This is a genomic window from Psychrobacter sp. S1-30-MNA-CIBAN-0213, assembly GCF_040309845.1.
GTDB lineage: Bacteria > Pseudomonadota > Gammaproteobacteria > Pseudomonadales > Moraxellaceae > Psychrobacter.
In genome coordinates this window covers 354,649-371,049 of record NZ_JBEOPE010000002.1, presented here as the reverse complement: position 1 = coordinate 371,049, position 16,401 = coordinate 354,649, and the positions used below count along the sequence as shown (strand labels likewise).

13 protein-coding genes and 1 other RNA gene are annotated in these 16,401 nt (G+C 40.9%); 9 read left to right on the top strand and 5 right to left on the bottom strand.

Translation table 11 applies throughout. The features are described 5' to 3' along the window. The first annotated feature begins 140 nt into the window (after window positions 1-140). The 6 genes from AAEY87_RS03340 (at window position 141) to AAEY87_RS03315 (ending at window position 6,397) form a co-directional block, all read left to right on the top strand. Window positions 141-1,154: a patatin-like phospholipase family protein gene (locus AAEY87_RS03340; protein WP_350655948.1), complete on the top strand. Its 1,014-nt coding sequence runs from the start codon at window positions 141-143 to the stop codon at window positions 1,152-1,154. A 145-nt stretch (window positions 1,155-1,299) separates the two neighbouring features. After that, a complete protein-coding gene (locus AAEY87_RS03335; protein WP_350655947.1) occupies window positions 1,300-2,052 on the top strand; it encodes a phospholipase D family protein in 753 nt (250 codons plus the stop codon). Window positions 2,053-2,095: 43 nt separating this feature from the next. Beyond that, on the top strand, window positions 2,096-3,346 hold the full coding sequence (locus AAEY87_RS03330; RefSeq protein WP_350655946.1) for a TerD family protein: 1,251 nt from the start codon (window positions 2,096-2,098) through the stop codon (window positions 3,344-3,346). Window positions 3,347-3,555: 209 nt separating this feature from the next. After that, window positions 3,556-4,194, top strand: coding sequence for a peroxiredoxin (locus tag AAEY87_RS03325; protein WP_068326362.1), 639 nt, complete (start codon window positions 3,556-3,558; stop codon window positions 4,192-4,194). 231 nt (window positions 4,195-4,425) lie between these two features. Then, on the top strand, window positions 4,426-5,088 hold the full coding sequence (locus AAEY87_RS03320; RefSeq protein WP_350655945.1) for a glutathione S-transferase family protein: 663 nt from the start codon (window positions 4,426-4,428) through the stop codon (window positions 5,086-5,088). Window positions 5,089-5,527: 439 nt separating this feature from the next. Further along, on the top strand, window positions 5,528-6,397 hold the full coding sequence (locus AAEY87_RS03315; RefSeq protein ID WP_350655943.1) for an META domain-containing protein: 870 nt from the start codon (window positions 5,528-5,530) through the stop codon (window positions 6,395-6,397). Window positions 6,398-6,476: 79 nt separating this feature from the next. Here AAEY87_RS03315 and ruvC read toward each other — a convergent pair whose 3' ends face one another. Beyond that, window positions 6,477-7,061, bottom strand: coding sequence for a crossover junction endodeoxyribonuclease RuvC (ruvC, locus tag AAEY87_RS03310; RefSeq protein ID WP_068034835.1), 585 nt, complete (start codon window positions 7,059-7,061; stop codon window positions 6,477-6,479). A gap of 152 nt (window positions 7,062-7,213) precedes the next feature. Here ruvC and AAEY87_RS03305 point away from each other — a divergent pair, with 152 nt between their 5' ends. Next, window positions 7,214-7,837, top strand: coding sequence for an FxsA family protein (locus AAEY87_RS03305; protein ID WP_068034836.1), 624 nt, complete (start codon window positions 7,214-7,216; stop codon window positions 7,835-7,837). Between the two features lie 77 nt (window positions 7,838-7,914). Here AAEY87_RS03305 and ssrS read toward each other — a convergent pair. Then, window positions 7,915-8,110: non-coding RNA, 6S RNA (gene ssrS, locus AAEY87_RS03300), on the bottom strand. A gap of 235 nt (window positions 8,111-8,345) precedes the next feature. On the opposite strand from ssrS, the gene gpmI reads away from it, so the two are divergent. Further along, window positions 8,346-10,004: a 2,3-bisphosphoglycerate-independent phosphoglycerate mutase gene (gpmI, locus tag AAEY87_RS03295; RefSeq protein ID WP_350655942.1), complete on the top strand. Its 1,659-nt coding sequence runs from the start codon at window positions 8,346-8,348 to the stop codon at window positions 10,002-10,004. A 231-nt stretch (window positions 10,005-10,235) separates the two neighbouring features. Continuing rightward, window positions 10,236-11,738: a S41 family peptidase gene (locus tag AAEY87_RS03290; RefSeq protein ID WP_350655941.1), complete on the top strand. Its 1,503-nt coding sequence runs from the start codon at window positions 10,236-10,238 to the stop codon at window positions 11,736-11,738. A gap of 41 nt (window positions 11,739-11,779) precedes the next feature. Here AAEY87_RS03290 and AAEY87_RS03285 read toward each other — a convergent pair whose 3' ends face one another. From AAEY87_RS03285 to AAEY87_RS03275, 3 genes are all read right to left on the bottom strand, one after another. Then, entirely contained in the window at window positions 11,780-13,468 is a 1,689-nt protein-coding gene (locus AAEY87_RS03285) for a sigma-54-dependent transcriptional regulator (protein ID WP_350655940.1), read from the bottom strand. A 189-nt stretch (window positions 13,469-13,657) separates the two neighbouring features. Next, entirely contained in the window at window positions 13,658-15,448 is a 1,791-nt protein-coding gene (locus AAEY87_RS03280; RefSeq protein ID WP_350655939.1) for a sensor histidine kinase, read from the bottom strand. A 64-nt stretch (window positions 15,449-15,512) separates the two neighbouring features. Further along, window positions 15,513-16,148 carry a response regulator gene (locus tag AAEY87_RS03275; RefSeq protein ID WP_068034841.1) on the bottom strand — a complete coding sequence of 212 codons (636 nt, stop codon included), beginning with the start codon at window positions 16,146-16,148 and terminating at the stop codon, window positions 15,513-15,515. Window positions 16,149-16,401 lie beyond the last annotated feature (253 nt).

Sequence of the window (16,401 nt, the reverse complement as noted above, 5' to 3'; positions counted from 1 at the left end):
GCTGATACTTTATCAGTATCGAATTTAGGCGGGCTGCTATTGGCTGCTGAACGCGCAACAAATAATTATTAGCTGGCTTTATCTATCAGAAAACCAGACAGGCAAGCTCAACGATACATCTAAGGGAGTGTAAAGAGATTATGGTTAAAAAATCGATCAATCTAGCACTGCAAGGTGGCGGTTCTCATGGCGCCTTTACCTGGGGCGTACTGGACTACTTCATGGAAGATGGTCGGGTCAGTGTAGAAGGTATTACTGGGACGAGTGCTGGTGCTATGAATGCAGCAGTATTAGCACAAGGCTATATGGATGGTGGCGCAGATGGTGCACGTGAGGCGCTTGAGCAGTTTTGGAGCCAAGTGGCATACATGGGCAGGATGAGCCCTATTAAGCGCAGCCCTTTGAGTATTCTGACAGGTAGATGGGATGTGGATGACTCACCGGCTTACCTAATGCTTGATCTATTTAGTCGAGTTGCTTCGCCTTATGACACCAACCCGCTGAATATTAACCCATTACGTGATTTGGTTGAGTCTACTATTGACTTTGAAAAGGTCAGAGCATGTAATGAGTTAAAACTGTTTGTTGCGGCAACCAACGTGCATACGGGCAAAATAAAAGTATTCAACCGTGAAGAGCTAACCGCAGACATGATCTTAGCTTCGGCATGTTTACCGTCTTATTTCCAAGCCGTTGAAATTGATGGCGTACCCTATTGGGACGGTGGTTATGTTGGCAACCCACCTCTGTATCCCTTGTTTCGCACCACTAAGTCTAAGGATATTGCCATCGTTCAAATTAACCCAGTTGAACGCAATGAAACCCCGAAAAGTGCCATAGAAATACAGAATCGCATTAATGAGATTTCGTTCAATTCATCTTTACTAAGAGAGTTGCGAGCTATCGAGTTTGTGACCCGTCAGTTACGTGAGAACAATCTGGATAGAGAACGTTATTCTGAAGTATTCGTGCACCGTATTGAAGCCACTGAGCAAATCAATCCATTGTCAGCGTCTAGTAAAATAAATTCCGAATGGGCATTTTTAACCCACCTGCGCGATATCGGTCGTGAGTCTGCCAAGGCTTTCCTTGATAAGCACTATGCAACTCTAGGTAAAGATTCTACTCTGGATTTGCGTAATGAATTTTTATAAACGAATGATGTATAAGCTATAGCTCTAATATTATAGATTAAACTCAACAATAGTAGTTTGCAATTGTGCCCGTTTCTAGTACGCTAGAGATGGGCTTTTTTATGAATAAATATGAATTTTAATAGTAGATGTTGAGGGCATTAGAATGGCAAAGTTTTTGAACAGCAGTGGTACGACCTATCATTTAGAAGAATTGATTAAAAATGCTTCTGATAGATTGATTATTATTAGCCCGTATTTAAAGCTTAATGAGCGTATTAAAGAGCTACTAGAGGACCGTAACCGTCTCAAAATCGATATTAGAATTGTTTATGGCAAAAATGACTTACACCCTGAAGAGATAAATTGGCTCAAAAATCTAACCTTTATTCGTACCAGCTTTTGTAAAAACTTACATGCTAAGTGCTATCTCAATGAAAACGAATGCATTATTACCAGTTTGAACCTTTACGAGTTTAGTCAGGTAAATAATAATGAAATGGGGGTGCTGATTTACCGTAACGAAGACGCTAAGCTCTATGCCGATACTTATGAGGAAGCCCAACGCATCATTCGTATCAGTGATGAAGTGCGGATGTCACTTGAAAAGGTGACCGAATCGGATGGTGGGGTTGATAGTACAGCCACTTTTAATAATACAACGGTTGGCACTAATTCAACTGCAAATTCCATTACGGAATCAGCGCAGCTTACTTACTCTAAGCTGACGACTGCGAAACTTGCTAAAGAGCTAGGTTTTAAGACTCAAGAATTAAATGATAAGTTGCTGGCAGTTGGGTATTTACAAGAACAAGAAGGTGAATTGGTATTAACAGACACTGGGCGTGCCGCTGGCGGTACAAGCAAGCGCGGTAAGTTTGGCGAGTTTTGCTTGTGGGATTCAGGAATGGTTGTTTAACCATTGCATAAATTGATACTAAATTATCATTAGGACAATAATAATGCTCAATCTAATTATGGGTCAAAAAGCCAAGTTCACTGAGGTTGGTGTTATGCAGCAGTTTACATTGATTGCAGAGCTATCAGCAGGCGCTACCGTTATTGATGTGGCTTGCTTTGGTTTGAGTAGGCAGCAGAAGTTAATAAATGATGATTATATGACCTTTTATAACCAGCCAAGAACGCCTTGTGGCGCTATCAGTTGGCAGTCAACAGCGATTCAACAGCGCTTCGATATTGATCTCAGTAAACTACCAGATTCCGTAGATTATTTGGTATTGACGGCAACAATCGATGGTCAAGCGACCATGCGTGAGCTTGGTGCTAGTAGCGTGACGTTAGAGCAAGCAGGGCAGATATTAGCAACTTATCAATTTGACGGTAGTGCATTTGATAGTGAGCGCGCCATGATGTTGTTTCAAGTCTATCGTAAAAATAATATTTGGCGCATTAACGCCATTGGACAAGGTTTTAACGGTGGTTTAGATGCATTGGTGACCCATTTCGGTGGGGATGTCGCAGACGAGCCTACTGATCAATTATCTACTATAAATACTACCTCTGCCGCACCGTTGGTTAATGCGACAAAAACAGAGCAGCCAACGGCTGTTAGTCTGAAAAAGGTCATCTTAGACAAACCTGGTAGTGAACATCGAATTAACCTCACGAAAGGCAGTCATGACTATCTAACAGTAGAAGCCATATGGATAGACAATGGTGATGCTAGTGCCGATAACGATGATTTAGATTTGCGTGTTGGAATATTGGCTCAGAGCAGTAAAGACATGAGCTATGTCCATGCTCCCAAGCAAATAGGCAACTTAAATAGCATGCCTTATGTGCATCATCAAGGTGATGTACAAGTCGCTAGTGCTCATGAGCCTGGAAAAGAGACGGTGTTGGTCAATCCTGCTATTGCTGAATATTATGGTGGTAAAGTTGCCTTGGTCTTTTCAGTATATTCTGCGGTTTCGAATGGTGTGGTGTCCATTGCTTCTTTACAGCCAAAAATGCGTATGCAGTATCAGGACCAAATTGTAGAATGTACCTTTAATATAAAGGCCTCACCCAAAGCCAAAAGTCGTTTTGTTTATACTTATGTGATTGGTATTGCCATTATTGATGAACAAGGTATTACCTTGCGGCACTCAGGCGAGACGAGCAAGCGCATGAGTGAGGCGACCCCTAAACTCACATGGAAAGCCGATACCGTTCAATTGAAAATGGATGGTGCCACTATGTTTAAATCTTAACAACCATTAAGCTCTCTACTTAGTGATAAATGGAATAATCGAATTACAATCCGTCACAAGACATTCGTAACCAGTTTGTTAATATAAAATAGGATTCTTACTGACGTTAGCCGAGTTATTAGTTAATAGCTGAGCGCGTCAATGATAATAACAGAGCGCAAGGATACTTTTTAGTGTTAGCGCTCATCAATATAAACAAGGAATTAGGTATGGCACATTTACGTCTAGGTGATACTGCACCAAACTTTGACGCGAGCACCACAGAAGGCGATATAAATTTCCACGAGTGGGCAGGGGATAGCTGGGTTGTTTTCTTCTCACATCCTGCAGACTATACTCCAGTATGTACGACTGAGCTTGGACGCACCGCAGCATTAGGTGGTGAGTTCCAAAAACGTAATGTCAAACCTATCGCATTGTCGGTTGATGGCTTAGAAGATCATAAAGGTTGGGTGAGTGATATCGAAGAAACCCAAGGCACTGCTGTCAACTTCCCTATCATTGCTGATCCTGATCGCAAAGTCGCGAATCTTTACGACATGATTCATCCAAATGCTGATAATACGGCAACGGTCAGAAGTGTGTTTATTATCGATCCTAACAAAAAAGTACGCTTAACGCTTACTTATCCTGCCAGCTGTGGACGTAACTTTGATGAGATTGTTCGTGTTATTGATGCGATGCAATTGTCTGATGAGTATAACGTTGCAACACCTGTTGACTGGCAAGAAGGCGACGACGTTATCATTCCGCCAAGCGTGAAAAACGAAGATATCGCTGCTAATTATCCTAAAGGTCATACCGAAATTAAGCCTTATTTGCGTACGACACCTGCGCCTAATAAATAAATAGCATGTTTATAGATAAGTAAGATTAATTAAAGCCTCATAACTTAAAGTTATGGGGCTTTTTATTATTCTTTTGACAAGCACTAATAAGGCTTTGCTATGATGACTGGAGTAGGCTATAACTATTGTACAGATTATCGATAAAAATGATCTGTATAGATGAATGCAACAACCACAATAAAGCGTATCAGCGCTGAGCCGCTGCTTGACTATCCTTACAGGGAGTTTGCCATGAAAAAATTATATGTAACCCGTACTGCCCCTAACCCGCGTAAAGCCCTTATTTTGTTAGCATCAAAAGGTATTGATGTTGATGATATGGACGATATCGATGTAATAGATATCGACTTTGCCGCTAATGAACAGATGTCAGATGATTTTACCCAAATGAACCCGATGCAAACAGTCCCGGTATTAACGTTGGATGATGGTACGGTACTCAATGACTCACAAGCAGTGTGTGAGTATCTAGATCGGGTATATGGTGAGCGCTCAGTGATGGGTAACGATGTGGTACAACGTGCGCAAGTCTGTTCTATGCGCCGTATTGCTGAATTTGAAGTACTGTACAACTTAATGTTGGCATTTCAGCACAGTCATCCCTTAAAGGCTCAGCGTGTTGAGCAAGTACCAGAATTTGTAGCGCCTTCTATCGCGCGTGCGGTTAAAGCATTACCTTATTTTGAAAAAGCGTTGGAAGGCTATGACTATTTAGTAGGCGATCAACTTAGCTTTGCTGATATAGTATTATATTTGGGGTTAGATTTTGGCAAAATACTCAAGGTCAATCCTAATGAGCAAGGAGAAAACCTAGCGCGTTTTTATCAGATGATGAATGAGCGTTTTAGTATCAAAAAAATTGCTAAGGCGAAATCTACACAAGCTGGCGAGTAGATAAAGGTTTTTTACAGGTATTAAAATCATCCGATATTTAGTGATGGACAGTTGAGAAATCAGCTGTCCATCATTTTTTTGAAAATATGAATTATTAACAAACTACTGTCTAGCGGACTTCAAAGGTTTTATGCAATAAAACTAAACATTTTATTACATAAGACAATATGGTCAAGTCTATAGTAGTTATACTAATTTTATATTCGCCATACCGACTTGAATACTAGAAATATCCAAGATTTAAGACAGAAAAACTTAATTAAAGGAATGTTTATTGCAAGACTACTTCGATAAAGCAGAGCTAGTATTTTGAATGGTCGTAAACAAGCTGTCTATAAATTAGATTGAGCAATCGAAACGCTATATTAATATGGCAACCTCGTTAAAAAAATACATTGAAGAAAGAAATTTTAGGTGAGTGCCCTAAGAGGGATGTAACATGGTAAGTGCAAATTTAAAACCAATTCTAAAAACATTATTATTGCCAAGCCTACTAACAGCTAGTTTGGCTTTAGCGGCATGTAATAATGCTTCAACTAGTGATGATACCAGTGCAGAAGGTACGACTATCAATACTACTGCCCAATCGTCATCTGCTCCTGAAATTTTGAGCGCTGAAGACAAGTTAATTGCTAATCTTGCGCGCTATCGTTGGACATTGGTAACTGCAACAGATGAAAGTAAGCAACCAGTAACATCACTGATGGACATAAATGAGCAAGTTGTTCTGAGCTTCAGCAAGTATCAAGGTCAGAATAGTATTAGCTATAGTGTTGGTTGTAATACAATAACTGCTGCTTATCAACTGCAAGATAATATATTGATGACCGAAGATGGTATGAGTACCAAAATGTTATGTGATGATTTAAATATAGCTGAAAATGAACTAAATGAGCTTATGCGGGGAGAGAGTCAGATAAGCTTGGCAGATGGTACACCGCCGACCCTTACTCAGGTTGCTAGCAATAACGCAACTTTGGTTTGGAGAGGTAAAATGACGGCGCAGGCAAAATATAATAGCAAAGGTGAAACTATATTTTGGGCAGTGAATGCAAAAACTACACCTTGTGCTGATGATAGTACACGAGCTTGTTTACAAATAAAACCCATCACTTACGATGATCAAGGTATAAAGACTGACGAGGGTGAATGGACGGATTTTATGGGTAGTATTGATGGTTATGAGCATGATGGTAAACATAATGAAATACTACGTTTACAGCGTCATAAGCTCAAGGCTGACGATGCTTCAAATGCAGAATACGCTTATGTACTAGATATGGTTATCGAAAGTTCAGTTGTTAGCTAATTAACAGTGTGCTAAAAGAGAAGCACTTCAATAAAAAAACACGCGCCATTTGGACACGTATTTCTTATGGTCATGTGTTTTAGCGCAAATTGCCTAGATCTTCTTCCGTTAGGCGCCAACGGCCTTTTTTCTTAGAGCCGCCGCGTCCACGCATCGAGCTGTTGAGTAGTAGTTTATTCATAGAGTGACTTGAGTGCGCATGACAGATAGCGCAGGCAAGCCCATCAGCAGCATCTTGTTGTGGTACCACATCTAAAGACAATATACGGCAGACCATTTCTTGCACTTGCTCTTTAGCAGCAGCACCATAACCACATACGGCTTGTTTGATCTGACGGGCCGTATATTCTGACACTTCTAAGTCTAATGCCACCATTGCTGCAATGGCTGCACCTCGTGCTTGCCCAAGTTTAAGCGCAGAATCAGGGTTTTCTGCCATAAATACTTGCTCAATAGCAGTATAAATAGGCTCATCAGCATACTTTAGGTGATGCTGAGTAATACGAGTCAAGCCGTTGAAAATACGTTTAAGGCGTTCAGGCATCTCTTTGGTGTCAGTACGAATGGTGCCTGCATCAATATAGGTTAACTTATCGCCTGTTTGTTGAACGATGCCATAACCCGTCATACGTGAGCCAGGATCAATTCCTATAATAATTGCCATAGTATTCCGTCTTACTTTCATTTTATTTTATGGCTTAAAAATCAGCCTTAAGTTTGATAGTATAGCAATCAATCCCCATATACATCATATGTTAGCCATTTTAATTTCATGGCGCTCAATTTTTTAGTTTTTATTTGATAGGACGACGCCTTATGGGTCAGATAGTTGGTATTGCCATCGTTTGGTTTATTATCGAGATGCTCTTGTGGTATTTGCTTGCTCAATTTATGAGTGGCTGGGTAGTATTTATGTGGTTCATTATTGCCGCTGTCATTGGTATCTCTCTGATTCGTAAGGGTATGGTTGCCCTTAATCCAATGGCGCAGCAAATGAAAGCTGGGGGCATGATGAATCCCGCGATGCGTCCGCAAGAATCTACTATGCTAAAGAGTGTCGCTATGGCAGCGGCCGGTATTTTGCTATTGATTCCAGGAGTTATTAGCGATCTATTGGCATTGCTTGTGGTGTTGCCACCAGTACAAAAGAAGCTTAAAGATATGGCTAATAACTATGTCATGAATAATCAGCAAAAAATGATGGAGATGATGGCCAAACAAATGGGTGGGCAAATGGGCGGAGGTCAAAATCCGTTTGGTAGTATGGGTGGTCAAAACCCGTTTGGCGGTGCAGGAGGCATGAATGGGCAAAACCCATTCGGGCAACAACAGCAAAATCCGTTCGGTGACACCTTTAAACAACATACCACGGTTGATGGTACTGCAAAAACCATTCCGAAAGATGTGAAGAAAATTACTAAATCTGCCAACGATGAATAATAGATGGTTTGATAGTCGAACATAAAAAAGCCCCTTTCGTCGATGACAAAAGGGGCTTTTAATGGTCGTAACCGAATATAACAACCAGAGTGCCGCCGTAAAATGGTGACCCATGAACCGTGAAGTTCAGGGCGGATGCGTCATTACCTCGGCAGGTTTCCTGATACACCGCAAGCGGTGCAGGCATACACAATGAAGCAATAGATAGCACATCCAGGTAAAGCATTATCGGCTCAGGGAATAAACATCTACTAGCCAACACTCTAGAATAATTTTATCTTAACCAATGGAATAACTGATTGCAAGTCTGATTTACAGATTAATACTTTGCATCAATAATTGTTTTACTTATTAAGGATGCCATATTGGAAAAAATGGCTTAGAAATTGTGTAAATTAGTTAAAAAATGTCGAGTTTTCAGCTATTTTGAGATATGTGTTAATATAGAGTGCTTTCAACACCCTAATACAACATTATAGGCGTTCATTCACTTGAGGAGCGGTAATATATGACCAGTAACCAGCAGCCATTAGAATCTATTGATGACAATCAGGCGCAGCTTAATAGCAAGCAAGGCAGCGTGCAGAATAAAAAAACACCGCACGTTTTGATGATATTGGATGGCTTTGGACATCGTGAAGATGAGAAAGATAATGCTATTGCTGCCGCAAACATGCCAAACCTTGATAAGATTTATCAGCAGTATCCGCATGGGTTGATATCGGCTTCGGGAGAAGATGTTGGGTTACCAGACGGTCAATTTGGTAATTCAGAAGTAGGGCATATGAACCTAGGTGCTGGTCGTGTCCTTTACCAAGATTCAACTCGGATCTCAAATGAGCTTGCCAACCGCGAATTTTATAAAAATGAAGCGTTAGTTGACGCTGTAAAAGCTGCAAACGAGCTTAGCGGTAATGTACACATTATGGGATTGTTATCTGATGGTGGCGTGCATTCAAATCAAGACCATATCGAAGCGATGTGCCACTCTGCACTGGTTCATGGGGCCAAAAATGTCTTTGTCCATTGTTTTTTAGATGGTCGTGACACACCGCCTAAATCTGCTGACAAATATATCAATCGTCTACGCGATCATATTAATAAACTGAATGCTCACTATGAGGGTGGCCGAGTACAAATTGCTAGTATCATCGGGCGCTATTATGCGATGGATCGTGACAATCGTTGGGATCGTGTCCAAAAAGCCTATGAGCTAATCACTGAGGGTAAGGCTGATCGTCTAGCAACGCGTGCAGATGGTGCAGTGCAGGCAGCTTATAAAGCACGTGAGACCGATGAGTTTATCAGCCCGACGACTGTGATTGGACGTGATGAGGTGCCATATACGGTCGAAGATAATGATGCGCTAATCTTTATGAATTTCCGTGCTGACCGCGCTCGCGAACTTGCGCAAGCATTTGTACTACCAGACCATGAGTTCTCGGGTTTTGCTCGTCATAAGCAACCAAGACTTGCTGCTTTTGTGATGTTGACTAAATATTCAGATATTTTGGCAGACAATGCAAAAACCAGTATTGCTTATTATCCGACGTCATTGACCAATACATTAGGCGAGTATTTGCAGGATCAAGGCAAAACTCAGCTACGTATCGCCGAGACTGAAAAGTATGCACATGTTACTTTCTTTTTTAGTGGTGGCCGTGAAGCAGAATACGAAGGTGAAGAACGTATTTTAGTGCCATCGCCAGATGTAGCCACTTATGACTTGCAGCCTGAAATGAGCGCTCCTGAGGTGACTGATAAGCTGGTAGCTGCTATTGAGTCAGGCAAATACGATGTGCTCGTAGTAAATTATGCTAATGGTGACATGGTCGGCCATACTGGTATCTTTGATGCTGCTGTGCAAGCTGTAGAAGCACTCGATGTATGCGTCGGTCGTATTGAATCAGCGGTACGTGCAGCTGGTGGTGATATGCTAATCACTGCAGATCATGGTAACTGCGAGCAGATGCAAGACTACGAAAGCGGACAGGTACATACTCAGCATACTACCGAACACGTTCCTCTAATTTATGTTGGTGAGCAAAACGTACGAGTACGTAATGGCGGTAAACTTAGTGATGTAGCACCTACCATCTTGGCATTAATGGATATTGAGCTACCAGCTGAGATGACAGGTAAAAGTTTGTTGATTCCTACATTATAGTTTCAAACAGTCACTATAGGTTCAATGATTAGGTTCGATAATTTTTATTATCTGGCAAAAAGGGAGAGATAGCGCATATCTTTCCCTTTTTATTTGCAATAATATCCTATTTTTCAGTAGGGTCTTAATGCTATCTTATAGTCCTCTAGCTCGTTTATATCAGTTAGCTATTTTGTAATCAAACGACAATAATAAAGTTGTATGTGCTTTTTATTTTATGTGAGTCCTCTTATGCTTTTATCAGCCTCAAAACTATCGGTCGAACCAGTTAAATTAGGATGGACACAACGTGCTATCTTCAAGCCTGTGCTTAAGATGGGCTTGCTTGGGCTACTAGGGATAGGCAGTATCAATCTACACGCACAAGCAGCTAATGTGGAGCCTACTGGTAAAAGTGCGACCAATGGTAATAGCCCTACAGCAGGCTTGCAACTTATTAGCTTAAATGTTGATGATGACCTGATAGATAGTGAGGCATCAGAATCAGGAATGCTGAGCGTCGCAGATGAAACAGATAGCTGGACAGATGATGATATAGATGCGTTAGGAGATAACGCCGTAGCGGATTTAGCGGATGATAACTTGACTGATATACCAGCCGAAGTCGAGCAAGTATCGTTAAATGCAATCTCTCCTGAAACCTTAAAAACTTTTGTCGCAGTAGTAGACTTAGTGCGCCGTCAATATGTTGATCCTGTCAATGATGAAGAGTTATTTGACAATGCGATGAGTGGTATGTTGACCAAGCTTGATAGTCATGCTGAGTTTTTGGATGCTGAAGCGTACGAGAATCTACGCGCATTTACCGAAGGCGATGTGGGAAATGTCGGTTTAAAGGCGGAGTATCAACCGGCCGAAGGGTATTGGGTTGTAACTGATATTGTAGATGAGTCGCCTGCCGATAAAAAAGGAATTACCGTTGGTGATTATATCCATCAAATCGGCCAGTTTAAAATTGATGGTGATAGACAGTCTAATGATGTTGAACAGCTGCTTAATGGCATTGCAGGTACGCAAGTCGATGTCACAGTGTCTAAAGCTGGCCGGCGCAAGCGTGTCATCACATTACAACGTAATAATACTCATCTGCAAACCATCGAGACGCGGCTTGTTGATGGAATTGCTGTTATTAAATTACCGGCTTTTCAAAACAATACACGTGAACGAATCCTGCAAAGCTTAACCAATCTTGATGCGCCTGTTACTGGAATACTGCTTGATTTACGTGATAATCCAGGTGGTGTATTAATCTCAGCGGTCAAAGTAGCCAGTTTGTTTATGAGTGATACTGATGTAGTACAGGTAAAGAGTAGACAAAGTAAGTTGCGTACCTTGTCCACGCAAGAGGCTGCACTACTTAAGCCTTTACCAGTAGTCATCTTGCAAAACCGCTATTCTGCTTCGGCAGCAGAAGTGTTGGCAAGCAGTCTACAGACACAGCAACGCGCAACCATCGTCGGCGAAGTAAGCTATGGCAAAGGTTCAGTACAATCGGTTATACCACTCAATAATGAGCAAGCAGTCAAGTTAACGGTAGCTCACTACTTGACAGCAACAGGAAAGAAGATTGATAAGATAGGCGTGCAGCCTGATGTGTCTTTATCTGGTAATGAGCGTACGTGGGAGCAGCAAGCACTTGATGTGTTGCGACAGCAAGTACGCTCTTCAGGGCTTCGCTTTGTAAAAAAGGATAATGTTGATAGTGTTGCTGATAAGGATAAAGAAAGTATCTAAAAAATATGAGGTATAACCTTAGTTAATTTTAATCAGTTAAGCTATTCTAAGTTATTGTCCTGATCTTCATCGATTTCAAGCTTTTTCATGCGATAGCGTAGAGAGCGGAAGGTAGTACCCAATAATTCAGCTGCCTGAGTCTTGTTCCAATCTGTCTGCTTAAGCGCTTTAATAATCAAGCGCTTTTCTTGATCTTGAAGATAGGCCTCTAGCCCTTTTTGGGGTAATTCAGCCTCAGACACACTAACTATTGAGGGCTGAGTATTTATATCATCAACAAATTGCTCTGGTTTACGGCGGTCTTGATTATATACAGATGAAGTGCCGATATTATTAGATTTAGGAGTAGACATGCGGATAGCAGAGGAATAATTTTGGCTGTGAGTGCGATACGGATGTAAGTTATTAATTACCAGTCTGCTATTAACATTCCTGCCACTCTGTTTAGGAGAGTCTTTTGTCTGTAGGGGCATAGGTTTATCATTTACAGCGGATACAGCAGTCATATCTTCGTTACTGGTCATATCTTTAGGATTGGCTTCATCATCATAATTATCAGTGAGCTTAGGTAATCCCAAATGATCATCGTCTATGATTGTGGTATCTGCTAATGTGACTGCGCGCTCCAGTATATTGCGAAGCTCACGAACATTACCAGCAAATTCATGATGTTGGAGTCGATCACAGGCATTCTCAGTCAGCTGTGCTGGAGTATCTAGTTGCCACTCTTCAGATATCAATGCTAAAAAATGCTTAGCGAGTAAAGGTATGTCATCGCGTCGCGTTTTAAGCGTGGGTAATTTAAGTTCGATAACGTTAATTCGATAATACAAATCTTGCCGAAAATTGCTGTCTTTTACCAATTGATTCAAATCTTTATGAGTGGCTGATAAAATGCGAATGTCAACGGGAATCTCTTTGGTATCACCAATAGCACGTACCGTTTTTTCTTGAATAGCGCGTAATAGCTTAACTTGCATAGCGAGCGGTAAATCCGCAACTTCATCCAAAAATAGCGTACCACCGCTGGCTTGTTGAAACAAACCCTGCTTGTCTGCAACTGCACCGGTAAAACTGCCTTTCTTATGCCCAAAAAACTCTGATTCCATCAGCTCAGATGGAATTGCGCCACAGTTGACTGGTACAAAGCTACCATCACGGCGCGGACTTAAGTCATGAATGAGTCTGGCAACGACTTCTTTACCTGTACCAGAGTCACCGGATAAGAACACTGGCGCCTGTGAACGCGCTAGTTTGACAATGGTGGTTTTCAAGGTTTGCATCACGGCAGAATTACCGATTAGACGACTATCTAATAGCTGCTGCTCCAGCGTAATCTCATTGGTTGCTTGAGTGCTTTCGTCTTGATGGATGACTTTAAGTGCATTTTCGACCAGCTGTCGTAAACGAGGTAACTCAAGCGGCTTATTTACAAAGTCAAAAGCACCCATTTTAAGCGCTTCAATAGCCAAATCCATGCTGCCGTGTGCCGTAATCACAGCAACCGGCGTATTGGAGCTGCTACTAATCTGCTTCACCAGTTCTAGTCCTGAGCCATCGGGTAGCTGTAGATCAGTTAGACAAAAATCATAGTGGTTATTTTCCAGATAAGATTTTGCTTGTGACAGGCTGTAGGCGACATCACTTCTGATGCCCATTTTTGTTAGCGTGATTTGCATAAGTCGGCATAAATCTACTTCATCATCGACGACTAGCGCGATTGCTGTCATACATAACCTCATGTTTGTTCAATTGGTACAAGTTACTAAATAAACGCTCATATAAAGGGTTATCATCAATAAATAGAGAACCTTTAACCTTTTTTATCTTTATTAACTGTACAGGTTAACTATCTTGATCGATTATGGAAATCAATATTTTATCAGTGTGGGCGTTATTGAAAACTATTAATAATAGTCTCAAACATCCCAAGCATCTTCTGGGCAGGAGCCCAATGGTATAATCAATCGAAAACAGGTCTTTTCATGTTCGGCGACATACAGTAGCCGTGCATGATTGGCTTCGCTAAATGCTTGTGATAAATATAATCCCAGTCCGGTACCTGCTTTATCAGTAGTAAAAAATGGATCAAATAGGTGCCCTACATCAGTTTCAGCAACCTTATCACCTTCGTTTAAAACATCGATTATAACATCGTTCTGCACACAATATATCTCGACCTCAGCATAAGCGTGTGGATGCACAAGACCACAATAGCGCAAACCGTTGTTGATTAAATTAATGAGTATTTGCTCTAACTGATGGTTATCAAACTGTACCACGGGATGTGAATCATCACGTAAAAAAATATCATTACCGCGAAAATAATTTTCTAAAAATTGTGGCATCCATGTCGCAAGTTCTATTGTCTGTTTATTGGAACGTTGCTGACGTGATAGCTTTAATACGTCTTCAATAATACGATTAACACGCTTAGTCTGTGCAAATATCATCTTGTACAGCTCATTATTGCCATTTGTGTCGATGGCAGCTTGGTTTTTTATCAGTGAGGATGTGTTTTCGCCTACGTCACGGTTGTCGTCTATATCTTCTAGCAATAGCTGACTGGCCTGTGAGATAGCAGCAAGTGGGTTACGAATCTCGTGAGCGATACTGGCCGTTAGCTGTCCTAAAGAAGCCAGTTTTAGCTGTTGAGCGTTGGCTTGTTCGCGACGCAAATCTTCAAACAATACCAGCTGGCTACTATCCTCTAAGGGAATGATTTGTACGCGCAGCTTGTTTGTAACAGAAGCGCTAGCTGCCTCAGGTAACTCATAAATAAAGTTTCTTGATTGATTGGCGGGAACAGAGAGGCAGCTATTGAGTAGGGCTCTATGTTGATGAGCCAAAGCCTGCTGAAAAGCATACAATGGATTATGATGATTCTTAAAATTACGCTGTTGTTGTCTGAGAGTAGACTTTGTATTATCGTTATTAGGGGGTGCTTTTCTAAATGGCGATGCTGGTATCTCAGAAATACCTAGAAGCTGGTAAGTTGCATGATTGGCTAAAACAATATGCTGCTGATCGATAACCATCACGCCATTAAGCATTTGGCTAATAACTTCTTGATTGATTGTATTAAGACGTTCTACTTCTTCTGCTTGCCGTGCTATAAATCGTTCGACATGTACTAAGCGCTGCGAGATCGACCAGCTCAAAAAACCAACGGCTAAAAAACTGGCTGACATTAATAAGGCGTCACCTAGATTGGCTAGACTCATACTATTGGCAATTGCATGGAAAAATTGCTGATAAATGACGAATAAAATTGCTAGTAAAGTGATAATCAGGGCTTGTGAGCTGCGTAACAACATAAAGCTCGCTGCTACGACGACCATATATAGCATAGTCAACTGTAAGTCTGGCGCACCATTGGTATATAACAGCAAACTTAAAACGATTATATCAATACCCAAACCAAATACTAACTGGCGTTGCAGCTGCTTGGTTGCCACCAAAAATAAACTCAGTAAAATCAGACTAAGAATGACATAAAACCCAAGGGCAGTTTGCTGCAATAAGCTTGGTAATAGCAGATTGGTATCTGCTTTGATATTGGCGTACACCATTAACAATAGAAACGCACTGACTACTAAACGATAACTATTATAAATTAGCCCAAGCTTGCGTAACTGTGATGCAGGTAGGGTATTGTCCTGCTTTAGAGATCGGACAACAGCGTTAATAGTTCTAGAAGCAGGTTTCATAAATGGACCGAAGGGAAGGAATAGATATAAATATATTAGTTAAAGAAGCAGACTAACCCTGAAATTAAGGTTGAATCAACCCATGACGAATGGCTAGATGAGTCAATTTAACATCACTATCAACACCGACTTTTTCATAGATACGGTAGCGATAGGTATTAATGGTTTTTACGCTTACGAATAATTGATCGGCAATTTGCTGTGGGCTTTGACAGTTGACTACCATCATGGCGACTTGTTTTTCACGATCGCTAAGCAAATCGAAAGGTGAGGATGCATTATCTGACAATAATACTTCGGCCAACTGCTCTGCAACGTCATGGCTAAAATAACGCCCGCCTTGGTATATTTTTTTGATACCACGTATCATCTCATCGAGCGGCGTACCCTTAGTAATGTAACCATTAACTCCAGCTTTGAGGAGCATTGATGGATACGGCTGCGCTGACATACTACTCACTGCCAATATTTTGATACCCATGTCCAATTGTACCAAACGCTTAGTCGCTTCAAGACCACCGATATTTGGCATGTTTACATCTAGTAGAACCACATCTGGACTAAGCTGCTTAGCCATTTTTAATGCCATATCGCCGCTATCAGCTTCACCTACTACTTCAATATCTGCACTGTCAGACAGCATACGACTGATGCCCATTCGTACTAAATCGTGATCATCTACTACTAATACTCGAATCATAGTTATACTCTTTACTATTTAATAGATTGAGGCGAATTAGAGATAGCCTAACATTGGTTAAGATTGGCTATGCTATAAATATATTACTTAACAGTGACTTATCCCACACAATACAAGTACTTTATTTTATATCGATGTTGCTATTTATAATAATCTTGCTTTATAGTTACTTATCTATAGAATTACTTTGCAGTAATAATAAAATAAATGTTTTAAATTAAGATATGAGACTATAACAAATATTTCTCTAATG